Annotated in this window: 13 protein-coding genes and 1 pseudogene; 9 read left to right on the plus strand and 5 right to left on the minus strand. The window is 70.8% G+C overall.

Annotated features, from left to right (window positions below; all coding sequences use genetic code 11):
* Positions 1–106: 106 nt before the first annotated feature.
* A complete protein-coding gene (locus FRCN3DRAFT_RS0231195; RefSeq protein WP_027141104.1) occupies positions 107–1,291 on the plus strand; it encodes a cytochrome P450 in 1,185 nt (394 codons plus the stop codon).
* Between the two features lie 106 nt (positions 1,292–1,397).
* Here the strand turns inward: FRCN3DRAFT_RS0231195 and FRCN3DRAFT_RS0231200 are convergent, their stop codons facing one another.
* Complete coding sequence (locus tag FRCN3DRAFT_RS0231200) at positions 1,398–1,784, minus strand: cupin domain-containing protein (RefSeq protein ID WP_007508122.1); 387 nt, start codon at positions 1,782–1,784, stop codon at positions 1,398–1,400.
* Positions 1,785–1,911: 127 nt separating this feature from the next.
* Here FRCN3DRAFT_RS0231200 and FRCN3DRAFT_RS47115 point away from each other — a divergent pair, with 127 nt between their 5' ends.
* The 3 genes from FRCN3DRAFT_RS47115 (at position 1,912) to FRCN3DRAFT_RS0231215 (ending at position 4,123) form a co-directional block, all read left to right on the plus strand.
* Positions 1,912–2,367, plus strand: a complete 456-nt coding sequence (locus FRCN3DRAFT_RS47115) for a Zn-ribbon domain-containing OB-fold protein (protein WP_007508125.1) — start codon at positions 1,912–1,914, stop codon at positions 2,365–2,367.
* Positions 2,368–2,377: 10 nt separating this feature from the next.
* Positions 2,378–3,523, plus strand: coding sequence for a thiolase family protein (locus FRCN3DRAFT_RS0231210; protein WP_007508127.1), 1,146 nt, complete (start codon positions 2,378–2,380; stop codon positions 3,521–3,523).
* 123 nt (positions 3,524–3,646) lie between these two features.
* Positions 3,647–4,123: a hypothetical protein gene (locus FRCN3DRAFT_RS0231215; RefSeq protein WP_007508129.1), complete on the plus strand. Its 477-nt coding sequence runs from the start codon at positions 3,647–3,649 to the stop codon at positions 4,121–4,123.
* A gap of 15 nt (positions 4,124–4,138) precedes the next feature.
* Here FRCN3DRAFT_RS0231215 and FRCN3DRAFT_RS0231220 read toward each other — a convergent pair.
* The 3 genes and pseudogenes from FRCN3DRAFT_RS0231220 to FRCN3DRAFT_RS0231230 form a co-directional block, all read right to left on the minus strand.
* Positions 4,139–5,705: pseudogene (locus tag FRCN3DRAFT_RS0231220) on the minus strand (class I adenylate-forming enzyme family protein).
* Positions 5,702–6,916, minus strand: coding sequence for a CaiB/BaiF CoA transferase family protein (locus FRCN3DRAFT_RS0231225; RefSeq protein WP_007508133.1), 1,215 nt, complete (start codon positions 6,914–6,916; stop codon positions 5,702–5,704). The pseudogene FRCN3DRAFT_RS0231220 and the gene FRCN3DRAFT_RS0231225 overlap by 4 nt, the downstream one beginning before the upstream one ends.
* 186 nt (positions 6,917–7,102) lie before the next feature.
* Positions 7,103–8,116: an NAD(P)-dependent oxidoreductase gene (locus FRCN3DRAFT_RS0231230; protein WP_007508135.1), complete on the minus strand. Its 1,014-nt coding sequence runs from the start codon at positions 8,114–8,116 to the stop codon at positions 7,103–7,105.
* 324 nt (positions 8,117–8,440) lie between these two features.
* Here FRCN3DRAFT_RS0231230 and FRCN3DRAFT_RS0231235 point away from each other — a divergent pair, with 324 nt between their 5' ends.
* From FRCN3DRAFT_RS0231235 to FRCN3DRAFT_RS0231245, 3 genes are all read left to right on the plus strand, one after another.
* Positions 8,441–9,595: a thiolase family protein gene (locus FRCN3DRAFT_RS0231235; protein ID WP_007508137.1), complete on the plus strand. Its 1,155-nt coding sequence runs from the start codon at positions 8,441–8,443 to the stop codon at positions 9,593–9,595.
* 511 nt (positions 9,596–10,106) lie between these two features.
* Positions 10,107–10,739: a TetR/AcrR family transcriptional regulator gene (locus FRCN3DRAFT_RS0231240; protein ID WP_007508139.1), complete on the plus strand. Its 633-nt coding sequence runs from the start codon at positions 10,107–10,109 to the stop codon at positions 10,737–10,739.
* Positions 10,740–10,919: 180 nt separating this feature from the next.
* Positions 10,920–12,389 carry a DHA2 family efflux MFS transporter permease subunit gene (locus FRCN3DRAFT_RS0231245; RefSeq protein WP_035925430.1) on the plus strand — a complete coding sequence of 490 codons (1,470 nt, stop codon included), beginning with the start codon at positions 10,920–10,922 and terminating at the stop codon, positions 12,387–12,389.
* 251 nt (positions 12,390–12,640) lie between these two features.
* Here the strand turns inward: FRCN3DRAFT_RS0231245 and FRCN3DRAFT_RS0231250 are convergent, their stop codons facing one another.
* Positions 12,641–14,248 (minus strand): FadR/GntR family transcriptional regulator, encoded by a 1,608-nt coding sequence (locus FRCN3DRAFT_RS0231250; protein ID WP_007508142.1) that lies wholly within the window; start codon positions 14,246–14,248, stop codon positions 12,641–12,643.
* 573 nt (positions 14,249–14,821) lie between these two features.
* On the opposite strand from FRCN3DRAFT_RS0231250, the gene FRCN3DRAFT_RS47120 reads away from it, so the two are divergent.
* Both FRCN3DRAFT_RS47120 and FRCN3DRAFT_RS0231260 read left to right on the plus strand, forming a co-directional pair.
* Positions 14,822–16,033, plus strand: coding sequence for a cytochrome P450 (locus tag FRCN3DRAFT_RS47120; protein WP_051466421.1), 1,212 nt, complete (start codon positions 14,822–14,824; stop codon positions 16,031–16,033).
* Positions 16,030–16,227 (plus strand): ferredoxin, encoded by a 198-nt coding sequence (locus FRCN3DRAFT_RS0231260; RefSeq protein ID WP_007508146.1) that lies wholly within the window; start codon positions 16,030–16,032, stop codon positions 16,225–16,227. Before FRCN3DRAFT_RS47120 ends, FRCN3DRAFT_RS0231260 begins: the two co-directional genes overlap by 4 nt.
* The last annotated feature ends 13 nt before the right edge of the window (positions 16,228–16,240 follow it).

Consider the following 16,240-nt stretch of genomic DNA (forward strand, 5'->3'; position numbering starts at 1 on the left):
CTGGCCGATGGCCACTCGCCGACACCTGCCGGACGGCGGCCGCGTCGCCACGGGGCGCGCCGCCGTCAGCCGAATCCGGTTTGTCTCCCGAATGAAGGTCGCGGACGTGACGGAACTGTACTGGGACCCGTACGACACGGTGATCGACACCAACCCGTATCCGGTGTGGCACCGGATGCGCGACGAGGTGCCGGTGTACCACAACGAGAAGTTCGGTTTCTACGCCCTGTCCCGGTTCAAGGACGTCGACGACGCGAGCCTCGACCCGGCGACCTTCAGCTCCGCCTACGGCACGGTGCTCGAGATCATGGGCGACCAGCCCTACGACAACGGCATGATCATCTTCACGGACCCGCCGTCGCACACGATGATGCGCGTGCTGGTGTCCCGCGGCTTCACCCCGCGCCGGATCGCCGCGCTGGAGAGCCACATCCGCACGCTGTGCGCCCAGCTGCTCGACGAGCGGGTCGGCAGCGGCGGCTTCGACTTCGTCCAGGACTTCTCCGCGATCCTGCCCTCGATGGTCATCTCCGAGCTGATCGGCGTCGACCCGGCGGACCGCGAGGACGTCCGGAAGCTGATCGACACCACCTTCTACATCGACCCGGAGAAGGGGATGGTCAACGACATCTCCTTCGGGGCCCAGATCAAGCTGCACGAGATCTTCAGCGAGACGATCGAGGCCCGCCGCAAGGCGCCGCGCGATGACGTCATGACGGCGCTGACCGAGGCCGAGATCAAGACCGCCGACGGCACCCGCAAGCTGACCACCAAAGAGGCGACCGACTTCACCAACCTGCTCGTCTCCGCCGGCACCGAGACCGTCGCCCGCCTCCTCGGCTGGGCCTGCGCGCTGCTCGCCGAGCACCCCGACCAGCGCGCCGCGCTCGTCGCGGACCCGACGCTGCTCTCCGGCGCCGTCGAGGAGACGCTGCGGTACGAGGCCCCCTCCCCCGTGCAGGGCCGCACGACCACCCGCGAGCTGGAGATGCACGGGGTCACGATCCCGACGCATTCCAAGGTGCTGCTGCTGACCGCCGCGGCCAACCGGGACGAGCGCAAGTACCCCGACGCCGACACCTACGACATCCGGCGCAAGTTCGACAGCCACGTGAGCTTCGGGCACGGCCCGCACTTCTGCCTCGGCGCCTCGCTCGCGCGGATGGAGGGCCGGGTCGCGCTGGAGGAGGTCCTGAAGCGGTTCCCGACCTGGGAGATCGACCACGACAACGTGCACCGGCTGCACACCAGCACCGTGCGCGGCTACGAGAAGCTGCCGATCCTGCTCTGAGCCCCGCCAGGCGCGGCTGGTGGGCGGACCGTCTCGGGCTCGCCCACCGGCACCGCCGCCCCCCGACCCCGCCGCTCGTCAGCGTTGCCGAGCGGCGGCCCGGGGATCAGTCGGTTCCCGCGGGCTCCTCGCCCCGCGACGGTGGCGGCGCGGTGGCCACGCGGTCGGCACGGGTGCTGGGCGCGCTGATCACGAGAAACCGGACGTCGCCCGGCCCGCGGTTGAAGATCTGGTGAGGCATTCCGGGAGGTATCTCGACACCCCTGCCCGGGGCCAGCGCCACCTCGCCGTCGGCCGTTCGCATGACCGCCTCGCCTTCGAGCACGTAGAAGAACTGGCGCGCCTCGGCGTGGACATGCCATTCCTCCCCCGCGCCCGCCGGGACGCGCTCCTCCACGACGGACAGGCCAGGCTGGTCGACGAGGCGCCACCCGTCCGACACCTCGCCCCATACGTGGTGCGGGGCGCTGAGACGATCGACTGGCTCGGGCATGGCGACATTGTCCCAGCGGGCGATTGGGTCGGGCCTCCCAGCTGGAGATGATCTCCACAACGGTGGTGAGTGCCCGATGGCCTCCTTATACTGACGCCGATATCAAATTTGGAGAAAGGGGGCGGTCTTGACGCAACGCGTCGTCGCGGAAGGCCTGTTCGACTGGCCGTCGGACGAGCCCCGGCTCATCGGGTCGAAGTGTCAGGTCTGTGGCCTGATCGCGTTCCCCGCCTACCCGAACTGCCCGAAGTGTGGCTCCCTGGACGTCGCCGAGACCCGGCTGTCGACGCGGGGCACGCTGTGGACGTGGACCCGGCAGCGGTTCCAGCCGAAGAACCCGCCCTACCTCGGCACCGAGCCGGCGAAGGACTTCGTGGGCTACGGCGTCGGCTACATCGAGCTTCCGGAGGCCCGGGTCGAGGCCCGGCTCGCGGTGGGTGTCGACGAGCCGCTTCAGATCGGCCAGGAGATGGAGCTGACCGTCATCCCCTTCGCCGCGGACGCCGACGGCACCGAGGTGCTGACGTACGCCTTCCGTCCCGTCACCGGGTCCGTCGAGACCCAGTCCGTCGAGAAGAGCTGAGGCGGCCGCCATGGACGACGTCGCGATCATCGGTGTCGGCAGGACCCCGTTCGGCCGGTTCCCCGGCCAGTCCGCTATTCACCTCGGTGCGGCGGCGGTGCGCGCGGCGCTCGCCGACGCCGGTCTGGAATGGAAGCAGATCCAGTTCGGCTTCGCGGGCAGTTTCGAGGTCGACAACCCCGATGCGGTCGTCAACTTCCTCGGCCTGACCGGGATCCCGATCACGGACGTCTACAACGGCTGCGCGACGGCGGCGAGCGCGCTGACCCAGGCGGCGAACACGATCCGCCTCGGCGAGTACGACCTCGGTATCGCGATCGGCATGGACAAGCACCCGACCGGCGCCTTCGCCTCCTACTCGGAGGAGTACGGCCTGCCGGCCTGGTACGGCGAGACCGGCCTGTTCCTCACGCCCAAGTTCTTCGCCATGAAGATCCAGCGGTACATGTACGACCATGGCATCAGCCCGGCGACGCTGGCGAAGGTCGCGGCCAAGAACTACCGCAACGGCGCGATCAGCCCGGAGGCGTTCCGGCGCACCCCCATGAGCGAGGAGCAGATCCTCGGCGCGCGGATGGTGAACGACCCGCTGACGCAGTACATGTTCTGCTCGCCGGACGAGGGCGCGGCCGCCGTCATCCTGTGCAAGGCCAGCGTCGCGCACAAGTACACCAGCAACCCGATCTACCTGAAGGCCTCCGTCGTGCGGACCCGCAGGCTCGGCGCCTTCGAGGTCCACAGCCCGTGGCTACCGCTGGAACGGGACGAGGCACCCACCGTCTACGCCTCCCGGGCCGCCTACGAGATGGCCGGCATCGGGCCCGAGGACGTCGACGTCGCGCAGCTGCAGGACACCGACGCGGGCGCCGAGGTGATCCACCTCGCCGAGAACGGCCTGTGCAAGGACGGCGAGCAGGAACGCCTGTACGCCGAGGGCGCCACCGAGATCGGCGGCAGCCTCCCGGTCAACACCGACGGCGGCCTCATCGCCAACGGCGAGCCGATCGGCGCCTCCGGCCTCCGCCAGGTCTACGAACTGACCAGGCAGCTGCGCGGCACCGCGGGTGACCGACAGATCCCCGGCACCCCGCGCGTCGGCTACGGCCAGCTCTACGGCGCCCCCGGCACCGCCGGCGTCGCCATCCTCTCCCTTTGATCTCCCGCTGATCCGCTGATCTGTCGCTGATCTCTCGCTGAGCCGTCCCGGCCCGGGGTCCTCCCGGGCCGGGCAATCCCCGTCGCAGGGTCCGATCCGTTCGCACACACCAGTGGAGAGGTAATGGCGCCCGCCTTACGTGACGTCGACGAGGTCATCGGTGACTACACCGGCCGATCACGCGTCGTCCTGGAGTACTCGCGACTCATGAAGACGATGGTCGACGCGGCCAAGCAGCCCGGGTTCACCGTCGAGCGCTGGGCACCCGTCGCCGCACTGGTCGACGTGGCGGAGTTCGAGCGGGTCGGCAACTTCAAAGAGGTCATGAGTTGGCCCGAGTACGCCGCCTTCCTGACGACCTGGGCCAGCACCTCCGAGTGGGAGTGCTCGTTCCGGCGGATCACCGAGGCCGGTGGGGTCGTGCTCCTGGAGCTGGAGGAACGCAGCCGGGTCGGCGACCACACCAGCGTCGTCAACTCGGCCACGGTCTATGACTTCGACGAGGCCGGCAAGATCACTCACCTCTCCGTCTACCTCCAGATGGCCCTGCCGGACCCGGAGATGCTGGGAAGCTACGAGGGCATCGAGATCTCGGGATAGCCAGCCGCACCCGTGTCACGCTGCCGGCCGGCCGGCAGGTCCCGCCGGCGGGACCTGCCGGGCCTGCGGGCCTGCGGGACGTCGTCGGCTCGGCTCAGCCGCCGCGGGCGGAGACGAGAGCGCCTCGGTTGACCTTCATCGCCTCGCTGCGCGGGATGGCGTCGAGGAACTCGATCGTCTTGGGGACCTTGTACGCGGCCAGGCGGCTCTTCGCGTAGGCGATGATCTCGGCCTCGGTCGGCGGCGCCGCCCGGTCGGCGGGCTCGACGAGGGCGTGTACCCGCCGGCCCCACTCCTCGTCGCGCAGACCGATGACGACGACGTCGGCTATGGCCGGGTGGTCGACGAGCGCCGCCTCGACCTCGGCGGGGAACACGTTCGCACCCCCGGTGATGATCATGTCGACGCGCCGGTCGGCGAGGTAGAGGTAGCCGTCCTCGTCGAGGTGGCCCATGTCGCCGGCGGTGGCGAAGCCGTCCTCGGTGGTGCGCATCCGGGGAGCGGTGCCGAGGTAGTGGTAACCGCCGACGCTGTTGATGCCAGCGCCGCTACGCAGGTAGACGTCGCCGATCTCCCCGGTCGGCAGCTCGTTGCCGTCGGGGTCGAGGATCCGGACCTCGGTGCCGCGGATGCCGCGCCCGACGCTGCCCTGGTGACCCATCCACTCGTCGCCGAACAGCGCCGTGAAGCCGAGCCCCTCGGTCATCCCGTAGATCATGAAGATCTTCTCCGGGCCGATCAGCTTCGCCCACCGGTGCACCAGCGAAGGCGGCATCGGCGCCGCACCCTGCGTGATCCACTCGATGCTGGAGAAGTCGCGGGCGTCGACGCCGGGAAGGTCGGCGATCCGCTGAAGCATGGTGGGCGCCGCGGTGAACTGCGAGATCCGGTGGCGCTCGATCGCGTCGACGGCCGTGGCCGCGTCGAACTTCGTCAACACGATCAGCCGGTCGCCGGCGAGCAGGTTGTACAGCGTGGTGAACCCGTTGGCGTGGTACATCGGCGCCATCACCAGGACCGACTGGGTCGGGGCCACGGTCCGCCAGGTGGCGACCACCGGGATCGCCATCCGGGCGTCGTAGATCGCCGGTCGCTCGTTGACGATCACCTTCGGCAGGCCCGTCGACCCGCTGCTGCAGATGCCCTGCAGATGCGGAGCCGTGACCTCGGGCAGGTCCGGTACCGGGTCGCCCGCGGTGGCGTCGATCCAGTCGAGGTCCGCCGCGCTCAGGTGGACCTTGGGAGCGATGACCTTCAGGACGCGGGCGAGCTCCCAGTCCGGTACGTCCCAGCGCACCGGCACCGGCACGGCCCCGATCTTCCACGCCGCGAACGCCGCCACCACCATCTGCGGCGAGTTGCGCAGCCCGAGGCCGATGCGGTCCCCCACGCCGACGCCGCGCGCCGCGAACGCCCCGGCGATCTGGCTCGACCGCCGGTCCAGCCACTCCCAGGTGAACGACGACTCGGCGCCGTCGAGCGCGATGCACCACAGCGCCTCGTCCCGCGGCCGCTCGGCGCCGAGCTGGCGAATCCGGCCGCCGATGCTGACCGGGATGACCTCAGCGGCGGCCGTGGTCATGCGACGATGCCGCGCAGCTTGAGGTCCAGCACCGCCTCGAAGTCCAGGCCGAGCTCACCGAGGACCTCGTCGGCGTGCTCGTTGAAGTCGGGTGCTCGCCGCGTCGGCGCCGGCGCGCCGCCGAACTGCACCGGGACGGCGGTCATCTGGAACGGGGTGCCGGCCGCGTTCTCAAGGTCCTGGACGTAGCCGTTCGCCACGCTCTGCGGGTCGGTCGCGGCCTCCAGCGTGCTCTGGACGACCGTCCACTGCCCGGAGAAGTCCGCGAACCGCTCCCGCCATTCCTCGACCGGGCGGGTCGCGAACTCCGCGGCGAGGATCTCGCTCGCCTCCACCTTGTTCGCCATCAGGGACGCGTGGTCGGCGAAGCGCGGGTCGGTCGCGAGCTCGGGCCGTCCGAGCACGGCGCACGCCTCCGCCCAGTAGTGCCCCGCCTGCAGGCAGGAGAAGCCGAGCCAGCGCCCGTCCTTGGTCCGGTAGCTGCCGACCAGCGGGTTGCTGCGGTGTCCCGACGGCGGGCCCTGCCACGGCGTCTTCATGAGCAGCGACAGCGACAGCGCCTGGCCCATCGCCCACAGGCCGGAGCTCAGCAGCGAGACGTCCACGGTGGTCGCCTCGCCGGTGCGCTCCCGGTGGAACAGGGCGCCCATGATGCCGCCGGCGATGGTCATCGCCCCGATCGAGTCGCCGAAGCCGGGGCCGGGTGGGCCGACCAGGACGTCCGAGTCGGACGGGGTGGCGCCCATGGCGACGCCGGCACGCTGCCAGAAGGCGAGGAAGTCGTACGCGCCGCGGTCGGCCTCCGGACCGCGCTCGCCCTGGCCCGTGCCACTCGTGTAGATGATGTTCGGGTTCTGCGCGCGGATGTCGTCGAGCTCAATCTTCAGCTTCTTGCGGACCCGCGGCAGCTTGTTGGTGAGGAAGACGTCCGAGGTGGCGGCCAGCTTGTAGACGATGTCGAGGCCCTCGGGCGAGGTCAGGTCGAGCGCGAGGCTGCGCTTCCCCCGGTTCGAGTGCTCGAACAGCACGTGGACGTTCATGGGGATGCTGACCGTCCCCGAGGTGGCGAGGCCGCGCATCGCGTCGCCGCGCTCGACATGCTCGATCTTGATGACGTCGGCGCCCAGGTCCGCTAACAGCGCGGACGCCGCGGGAACGAACGTGTGCTCCGCGACCTCGAGGATCCGCACGCCCTGCATCACCGCGGTCATCCAGTGCCTCCAGTCGCACACGGCCGGCATCGCGCCGGCCGGAGTTCTAACATTTGCGTCAACTCATACTCCCGGGCCCGACCTGTGCCGCGCAAGCACAGCACCCGTCGCCCTTCAATTACTTACCGTGACGAACTCGACGTCACAGGGCCATCATCGGTCACGGAGGCGGGCTTGGAGGCCGGTTCAGGAAGCCGGCCCAGGAGCCGCCGACGGCGGGAAGGACTGGCCGGACATGGCCGCGAGCGCGTGGACGAGGGACTGGGTGCCGTCGCGGCCGCGGCCCTGACCCTGCAGGGCGACGTAGAGCTGGTTCGCGAGGGCGAGGCCCGGCAGGGCGAGGCGGGCACGCCGGGCCTCGGCGAGCGCGATGCCGAGGTCCTTGACGAAGTGATCGACGAAGAACCCGGGGGCGAAGTTGCCGGCGACGATCCTGGGCGCCAGGTTCGACAGCGACCAGCTGCCGGCCGCCCCGCCCGAGACGGACTCGAGTACCCGCTCCACGTCCAGGCCCGACCGGTAGGCGTAGAGCAGCGCCTCGGTCACGCCGACCATCGTGGACGCGATCAGGATCTGGTTGACCATCTTGGTGTGCTGCCCGGCGCCAGGCCCGCCCTGCCGGATGATCGACTTCCCCATCGCGTCCAGGCACGGGCGAACCGCGTCGACGACCTCCGCCGGACCGCCAATCATGATCGACAGGGTGGCGTTGCGGGCGCCGACGTCGCCACCGGAGACCGGCGCGTCCAGCGCGTGCACGCCGCGCGCCGCGGCCGCCTCGGCGACCTCGATGGCGAGCGCCGGCTCACTGGTCGTCATGTCCACCAGGACCGCGCCGGGCCGAGCGCCGGACAGCGCCCCGTCCGGCCCGAGCAGCACCTCGCGCACGTCCTCGGGGAAGCCGACCATCGAGAACACCACGTCGCTGGCCGCGGCGACCCCGGCCGGGGTGTCGGCCCAGCTGGCGCCCTCGTCCAGCAGCGCCTTGGCGCGGTCCCGCGTCCTGGTGGTCACCGTGAGCGGGTAGCCGGCACGCAGCAGGTGGCCGGCCATGGCGGCGCCCATGACGCCGGCGCCGATCCACCCGACGCGGGTCGACGACGGTGCGGCCGCCGCGGGCGGCGCGATGGCCGGCGCCTCGGCGGAGGACAGCGCCCCGGAGGAGGGTGCGGCGGAAGAGGACGAGGCGGAGGCAGACACGTCTCACCACCCTAATAGTCCGTGGCCAGAGAACCGCCGGACCGGAACCGCCCCCGACCGGAACCGCCTCGCGACCGGAACCGTCCCGCGGCGCGGGCGAGTCACCCATCCGGAACCGGACGTCGCCGACCTTAAATGAGTGTACGTTTACTTATCGGCTGCCGGGCGGGGGCGCCAGGCGCGCCTACCCGCCGGCACCGCGCCGGTATGCGACCAATCGGGGTGATCTGCCCAGCCCCATCGGCGGATCAGGCGACCGCGGTGGCGACTGTCACTACGGTGTTACAAGAGACAACTCCCAGTACTGCTACAGGAGCGGCTGGCATGCGTGACGCAGTGATCGTGGAGGCCGTCCGTACCCCGGTCGGCAAGCGCAACGGCGGACTCTCGAGCGTGCACCCGACCGACCTGTCGGCGCTCGTGCTCGCCGCCCTGGTGGAGCGGGCGGGCGTGGACCCGGCGCTGGTCGAGGACGTCGTGTGGGGCTGCGTCGGCCAGGTCGGCGAGCAGACCTTCGACATCGGCCGCAACGCGGCGCTGGCCGCCGGCTTCCCGGAGACCGTCACCGGCGTCACCGTCGACCGGCAGTGCGGCTCGTCCCAACAGGCCGTGCACTTCGCCGCCGCCGGGGTCGTCGCCGGCCACTACGACGTCGTCATCGCGGGCGGCGTCGAATCGATGTCCCGGGTGCCGATGGGCACCTCGCTGCTCGACAAGTCGCCCTTCGGGGAGCGCTACATGGCTCGCTACGACGGCGTCTTCCCGAACCAGGGCGTCGGCGCGGAGATGATCGCCGAACGCTGGGGCCTGTCGCGCGCCCAGTGCGACGAGTTCTCGATCGCCTCGCACGAGAAGGCGGCCGCCGCGCAGGACGACGGCCGTTTCGACGCGCAGATAGTGCCGGTGACGCTCGCGGACGGCACCGTCATCAGCCGGGACGAGGGCATCCGCCGCGGCGGCACCGTCGAGGGCCTGGCCAAGCTGAAGACCGTGTTCAAGCCGGCCGAGGAGGGCGGCGTGATCACCGCCGCCAACTCCTCGCAGATCTCCGACGGCTCGGCCGCCCTGTTGATCATGACCGGCGAGAAGGCCGCCGAGCTGGGGCTCACCCCCATCGCCCGGATCCACAGCGTCGCGCTCGCCGGCTCGGACCCGGTCATCATGCTGACCGCGCCGATCCCGGCGACCCAGAAGATCCTGGCGCGCTCGGGCCTGGGCCTCGGCGACATCGGCGCGTTCGAGGTGAACGAGGCGTTCGCCTCGGTCCCGCTCGCGTGGCTGGCCGACATCGGCGCCGACGCGAAGGCGCTGAACCCGAACGGCGGCGCGATCGCGCTCGGCCACCCGCTCGGCGGCTCCGGCGCCCGGATCATGACGACGCTGGTCAACCACATGCGGGACAACGGGATCCGCTACGGCCTGCAGACCATGTGCGAGGGCGGCGGCCAGGCCAACGCCACCATCCTCGAGCTGCTCTGACATTGGTTCGCTCCGTGCGGGCGGCGCGCTCCGGCCCCTTCCTTGCTTCGCTGCGGAAGGGACCTCCGCGCGCCGTCCTCCTCCGCTCACGGGCGCTCCGGCGACCTCCGCTGCGGCCCAACCCACTTCGCTGCGCTCATGGGCGGGGCCTCCGCGGAGGCGCGCCTCCGCGCCGCGTGGTCACCCGCCGCTGAACGTCAGCGAACCACAAGCAGCCCGATCCAGCCGACCCAGCGGGGGCACCTCGCTTCGCTCGCGAGCCGAACGATCCAGCAGGCCGGGGCAGAAGGGTGTCTCTGGTTCGCTCCGTGCGGGCGGCGTGCGGCGGAGGCGCGCCTCCGCGCCAGCCCGGTTGCGGCGCGCTTGAACGTTAGGAACTGGCCGCTGGTCGCTGGCCCGCCGGTCGATGGACCGATGGCTGAAGTCGCCTAGCGCTGTCGTCCGGGCGACTGCCGGCAAACCGGCCCCGCCGAGGCTTGACGAGGAAGTGATTGGGCACTAACTTCGAGCCATGGCTACGACGGGCACAAGGCAGACCGCGGACGAGCGCCGCACGTCGGTGCTCGCGGCGGCCGTGGCGGAGTTCGCCCGGGGCGGGCTGGAGGGAACGTCGACCGAAACGATCGCCGCGGCGGTCGGGATCTCCCAGCCGTACCTGTTCCGGTTGTTCGGCTCGAAGAAGGGCCTGTTCCTGGCGGCGGTGAAGGAGACATTCGCCCGGACGGTCGCCACATTCGAGAACGCGGTGGGCGAGCGGACCGGAGACGAGGCCCTGACCGCCATGGCCGAGGCCTACAACGGCCTGTTGGCCGAGCCCAGCTATCTGCTGATGCAGATGCAGGCCTACGCGGCCTGCGGCGACCCCGACATCCGGGCCGCGACCCGGCGAGGGTTCCGTGACCTGTGGTACACCGTCGAGCGCCTTGCCGGCATGGACGTCAACGTGCTGCGCGCGTTCTTCGCCATGGGGATGCTCTGCAACGTCTCCGCGGCCATGGACCTGCCGGCCGTCGACGAGCGCTGGGCTCAGATCATCTGTCCTCCCGACGGGCCAGGCCCGGGCATGAAGGCCACCAAGGAAGCCCTCGGCAAGGGCTTCATGGGCGCGACCACCGAGCCGGATGCCGATGTCGATGCGAACTGAACATCTGGATCATTCCCCGCCGGAGTAGGAAGCGGCCGGTCGCTTCCGGGCATGGACCGACAGCCACCACCCGGGCCCACTCTCGTCCGGGCTCTGTCGCCACCCGCACCTTCGCTGAACAGCCTGCGCTTTTTGTACCCGCACAAGCTAGTGGTCAGTCACTACCTCGAAGGGAAACCGATGACCACCGACCGGAGCCGCCTCACCTGGACCTTCGTGGTCACGTGCATCGCGGCGTTCATGACCTCCCTGGACAACCTGGTGGTCACGATGGCGCTGCCGTCGATCCGTGAGGGCCTGCACGCCAGCCTGGCTGAACTGGAATGGACGGTGAACGCCTACACCCTGACGTTCGCCGTCCTGCTGCTGCCCGCGGCGGCGCTGGGCGACCGCCTCGGCCGGCGCCGCGTCTTCGCCGCCGGCCTGGCCATCTTCACGGTGGCCAGCGCGGGCGCCGCGTTGGCGCCCAGCGTCGGTGCGCTCATCGCGGCCAGGGCCGTGCAGGGCGTGGGCGGGGCGATCGTGCTGCCCCTGTCGATGACCCTGCTGTCGGCCGCGGTCCCCCCGGCACGCCGGGGCGCCGCGCTCGGCGTCTGGGGCGCCGTGTCCGGCCTGGCCATCGCGTTGGGACCGCTCGTCGGCGGGGCCATCACGCAGGGCGCCGCCTGGCAGTGGATCTTCTGGCTGAACGTCCCGCTCGGCCTCGCCGCGATCCCGCTGGCGTTCGCTCGCCTCACCGAGAGCCGCGAGGCCTCCAGCCGGCTGGACATCGTCGGCACCGTCCTGGTCAGCCTGGGGCTGTTCGGGATCGTCCTCGGCCTGGTCCGCGGCCAGGACCACGGCTGGACCAGCACCGGCGTCCTCGGCGCCATCATCGCCGGCGCGGCGGGGCTCGCCGCCTTCGTCGCCTGGGAGCTGCGGTCCGAGCGGGCCGGACGCGCCCCGATGCTGCCGCTGAGCCTGTTCCGCCGGCGCGGGTTCGCCGCGGTCAACGCCGTCTCGGTCTTCTTCTCCTTCGGGATGTTCGGCTCGATCTTCCTGATCTCCCAGTACCTGCAGAACGTCATGGGCTACTCGCCCCTGGGCGCCGGGCTGCGTACCCTGCCCTGGACCGCGATGCCACTGATCGTGGCGCCGATCGCCGGCCCGCTGTCCGACCGCATCGGCGGGCGCCCGCTGATGATCGCCGGACTGACCATGATGACCGGCGGGCTGCTCTGGATGCGCGCCGACCTGGCCCCCGACGCGACGTTCCTGGCCCTGGTGCCCGCCTTCGTCATCGCCGGCATCGGCATGGCCCTGTTCTTCGTCCCGGTCGCCAACGTGGTCATGGGGTCCGTGCCGCCCGAGTACGAGGGGGTCGCGTCCGGGACCAACAACGCGGTCCGCGAGGTCGGCGGGGTGTTCGGCATCGGGGTCCTGGCCTCGGTGTTCGCCGCGGCCGGGGGCTACACCAGCGCCATCGACTTCACCCACGGGCTGCACCTCGCCCTCCTCGTCGGCGCGGCCGTGACGGGCGCCGGAGCGCTCGGTTCCCTGCTCGTGCCCCGGCGCCGAGCGGACACCGTCACCGAGCTCACCGACGACTACGCCGTCGAGCCCGCGTCGGCCCTCGGCCTCGGCCTCGACCTCGAGCCCGCCAAGTCCTGACCGTCCCGCCGCGGAGGTGCTTCGGCCCCTTCGAAGAGCGGCCGGGCGACGGACGGCGAGAGCCGATCGTTCCCACGTCCGGTACAGATCCCGAGAAGGTCAGAGCCCCGTACCCGGCAAGCAGATCCGGGACGGGGCTCTGACCTGTCTCACCAGGCGCGCCCCGGGGCACGCGACAGCCAGTCGGGAATGGCGCGCGGGTGGCGGGCCGTGGGCCGACTCGACGACGTGGTCGTCGACGCTCACCATGACTAGGTCTGCGACGTCCACGGGACACCTTCCTTCTCACCGATGAGGTCGATCACAAGCCGCCGGCCGAGCTCGGAGGACTCGATGTCCGGCGAGTTGGCGTCTAGGGACTGGGCCCAGACACTCGCGGCGCGGGCGCTGTCCTCGGCCTCGAACGCGGCGACCAGTTCCGGGAAGAGCGCGACCAGGCGATGCGTCTCCGCGAGCCACGCAGGGTCGGTCGCGGCGCCGGCCGTGGGGTTCGCCTGGGCGTCCAGGCGGACCCACTGCAGGACCTCGCCGATGACGGCGAGCGCCGGATTCTGGGTGGCCCCGAAGATGATCTGGCGCGCCGTCGTCCAGGCCTCCGACAGGTCGGAGGCGTCCCTCGGCGGTGCCGTCAGGCCCGCGGCGAGCGACCGCAGCGTGGCCAGCGACGCTGGATCCATCCTCGCCGCCGCCAGCTCGATCATGGAAGGCTCGATCATCGCGACGGCGCGGAAGAAGTCTCCCATCGTGGCGTGCCGGGCCTGCATGACAGTGCTGGCCAGCTGCACCGCCACCCGCGGCGACGGATGCCGGACCTGGGGCCCGTTGCGGTCGCCGGCACGCAGGTCGACGAGGAACTCCATTTCCAGGATCCGTAGCGCCTCCCGCAACGTCGGCCGCGAGACCCCGAACTGCGCGGCCAGGTCCGGCAGGCCCGGCAGCCTGTCCCCGTCTCCCAGACGCCCCTCGGCGATGCGGGCCCTGATCTCGTCCGCGACCGTCGCGGCCAACCGGTTCGGCTGCCCCGGTGGGGGATACTGCCCCGGCGCGGCGGGGGCGTTCCGCGGCCGCCACAGTGGCACGACGTCGATCGGCTGGCGGCTGCGCCCCCGGTCGACGAGGAGCGGGCTGGTGACGGCCAGGTAGCCGGCCCATGCCCTTCTCGCCTTCGACCCGTCGCGCCGCAGGGCGGCGTCCAGGAACGCGCTGTGGCACTCGGCGACCGTCCGAGCGATCTGCTCCGCCGACGCCGGGCCAGAGGGGGCGACGGCCGCGTACACCTGTCCCGCGTAGACATCGCGGAAGATTCCGGCGACGAGCCCGACCGACCGGTTGCCAGACCGCTCGGTGACCGCGGTGTCGAACCCCGCCGCGGCCATGACGAACGTCAGCGGATCATCCTCGGCCGCCCGTTCCTGGTCGTGAAGCCGCCCGAGAACGTGCAGGTCCGCGGCGGAGCAGCGAACCGCGAACCGCTCGGCGAGTGGCGGCTCGAGGACCGCCCGGGCATCCTCCAGATCCGCCAGCGTCGTTCCCCGCAGCTGCAGAAGAAGCGCGAGGTAGCGGCCGATCGAGGCGACTCCGGGACGGCGGACGACGGCACCGCCACCGCGACCGCGCCGGACCTCGACCAGCGACTGCGACTCGAGAACCCGCAGCGCCTCACGCACGGTTTCCCGCGACACGTCGAAGGTGGCGGTGAGCTCCGCCTCGGTCGCCAGTTGTTGGTCGGCGACGAGCTCACCGGACAGGATCTGCCGCCGCAGCTCCATCGCGACGAGGTGCGAGACCTTCGCCTCGCGCGGCGCCCGTGCCGACCTGTCCGCGCCTGCCGAGCCGACGTCGGCCGGTTGGGCGATCATGCGATCAGTACCATCGCGCCGCACCGCCGCCGCGCCGCGGCACCGTCCCAGTAGAGGCGTGAGATGTCGTCCGGCCACGGCCACGGCCGCTGGTCTGTCACCGCGAGGCCTCCACGCCTGTCCGCCCATCTGTCCGCCGACGGCAGCAGACAACCGCAGACGAGACACCTCGTCAACTGTTTACCGCTCGCGGAGCGACCCAGGTCGTCAGCGCGAACGGGAAGTTGACGCTTGACGGCCAGCCTCGTCAGATGTTTATGTATGCCATCCGAGATCGACACCGAGAGCACACGGTGGTCGAGATGACGTTCGGCAAGATCCGAAACGTCCGGCGAGGCCGCCCTGCTTCCGGTCTGACTCGGCCGGTCAGGGCAGCCGGGCCCTGCCCCGACCCACGCCTGGGTATCCGCCGCGCCGCCTGGCATTGACGCGTTCACCGCGGGCGCCCTGAGGCGCGAAGGAGGAGCATTTTCGCATCTCCTTTGGCCTTCTGGGCGCTGCTCGAACCCGCCGTTCCCACCCGCCTGGTGAGACACAAACGCCGCACCCTTCGATCACCTGTGGAAGGTCGATATGTCGTACAGCGATCGGGCGCCCGCCGACGAGGAGCGCCGTCGGCTCATGCACCAGCGATCAGCGTGCCCTCGGGATTACTTCGCCGAGCTGCGGGCCCACGGGCCGACGGCGCCGCTGCTCGAGAACGACACCATCACCTGTTTACTCAATCGTCGCGACGTCGAGGACGCGCTGAAGAACTGGCAGGACTTCACGTCCGACTTCGGCGGGGTCATGGGGAGCGAGGAGCCGCTCATCCCCCTCAATGTCGACCCGCCGCTGCACGCGAAGTACCGCCGACTGCTCGACCCCTACTTCGGCCCGCGCAGGATGAAGGCTCTGCAGCCCGCGGTCGAGAAGCACACGAACGACCTGATCGACGCCTTCATCGGCCACGGCGGCTGCGACTTCTCCCAGCAGGTCGCGGTACCGCTGCCGTGCTCGACGTTCCTGAGCCTCTTCGGCCTGCCGCTGGAAGAGCGCGACGCGCTGGTGCGGTGGAAGGACATCATGATCCGCCCGGACGTCGTCGCCGAGGATCCGAGCCAGGCGCAGCAGCTCCAGCTCGAAACGGCCATGGAGATCTACGGCCGGTTCACCGAGGAGATGGCCGACCGTCGCGGGAACCCGCGTGACGACCTGATCACCTATCTCACGCAGGTGGAGGTCGAGGGGCAGAGACTCACCGACAGCGAGATAGTGCGCATCTGCTTCCTGCAACTGTCCGCCGGGCTGGACACCGTGACCATCTCCCTCGAGTGCATCTTCGCCTTCCTCGCCGCCCACGACGACGCGCGCAGGATGCTGGTCGAACAGCCAGGCTCGGAGGTCGACCTCATCGAGGAGCTCCTGCGCTGGGAGACGCCGGTGCAGGCGGTCGGGCGCCAGGCCACCCGGGACATCACGCTCCGGGACGGCACCGTGATCCCCAAGGGGACGGACGTCAACCTCATGCTCGCCTCCGCCAACGTCGACCCGGACGGCCTGGCGGGCGCCGACGAGGTGGACGTGCGGCGCGGCGAGATGCGCAGCTTCGCGTTCGGTGGCGGACCGCACCGCTGCCTCGGATCGAACCTGGCGCGCATGGAGCTGCGCACCGTGGTGCGGGTCTGGCACGACCGAATCCCTGAATACTCCTTGCAGCCGGGCACGGACGTGGAATGGAACAGCTCGCTCTTACGCGGCGTCGACCACCTGCGGCTCGCCTGGCCGGCCGGAGCGGCCGCATGAAGATCTGCATCGACTCCGACCTCTGCGCCGGGCACGCCCGCTGCTGGGAGACCGCGCCCGATCTTGTCGTCGACGACGAGGACGGACGCGGCGTCGTGCGCGCCCCCGGCGCCGACATTCCACCGGAACTCGAGGCGCAGGCCCGCAAGGCAGCCAGCGTGTGCCCGGAAGGCGCGGTCGTCCTCTCGGACTGAGAACTGGGACATC

The organism is Pseudofrankia saprophytica, from assembly GCF_000235425.2.
Taxonomy (GTDB): domain Bacteria; phylum Actinomycetota; class Actinomycetes; order Frankiales; family Frankiaceae; genus Pseudofrankia; species Pseudofrankia saprophytica.

What these genes read in the sequence shown, in the direction of transcription:
- FRCN3DRAFT_RS0231235 (WP_007508137.1), top strand. Translation starts at nt 8,441, where the DNA reads ATGCGTGACGCAGTGATCGTGGAGGCCGTCCGTACCCCGGTCGGCAAG.
- FRCN3DRAFT_RS0231240 (WP_007508139.1), top strand. Translation starts at nt 10,107, where the DNA reads ATGGCTACGACGGGCACAAGGCAGACCGCGGACGAGCGCCGCACGTCG.
- FRCN3DRAFT_RS0231250 (WP_007508142.1), bottom strand. Translation starts at nt 14,248, where the DNA reads ATGATCGCCCAACCGGCCGACGTCGGCTCGGCAGGCGCGGACAGGTCG.
- FRCN3DRAFT_RS0231260 (WP_007508146.1), top strand. Translation starts at nt 16,030, where the DNA reads ATGAAGATCTGCATCGACTCCGACCTCTGCGCCGGGCACGCCCGCTGC.
- FRCN3DRAFT_RS0231215 (WP_007508129.1), top strand. Translation starts at nt 3,647, where the DNA reads ATGGCGCCCGCCTTACGTGACGTCGACGAGGTCATCGGTGACTACACC.
- FRCN3DRAFT_RS0231225 (WP_007508133.1), bottom strand. Translation starts at nt 6,916, where the DNA reads ATGACCGCGGTGATGCAGGGCGTGCGGATCCTCGAGGTCGCGGAGCAC.
- FRCN3DRAFT_RS0231245 (WP_035925430.1), top strand. Translation starts at nt 10,920, where the DNA reads ATGACCACCGACCGGAGCCGCCTCACCTGGACCTTCGTGGTCACGTGC.
- FRCN3DRAFT_RS0231200 (WP_007508122.1), bottom strand. Translation starts at nt 1,784, where the DNA reads ATGCCCGAGCCAGTCGATCGTCTCAGCGCCCCGCACCACGTATGGGGC.
- FRCN3DRAFT_RS0231210 (WP_007508127.1), top strand. Translation starts at nt 2,378, where the DNA reads ATGGACGACGTCGCGATCATCGGTGTCGGCAGGACCCCGTTCGGCCGG.
- FRCN3DRAFT_RS47120 (WP_051466421.1), top strand. Translation starts at nt 14,822, where the DNA reads ATGTCGTACAGCGATCGGGCGCCCGCCGACGAGGAGCGCCGTCGGCTC.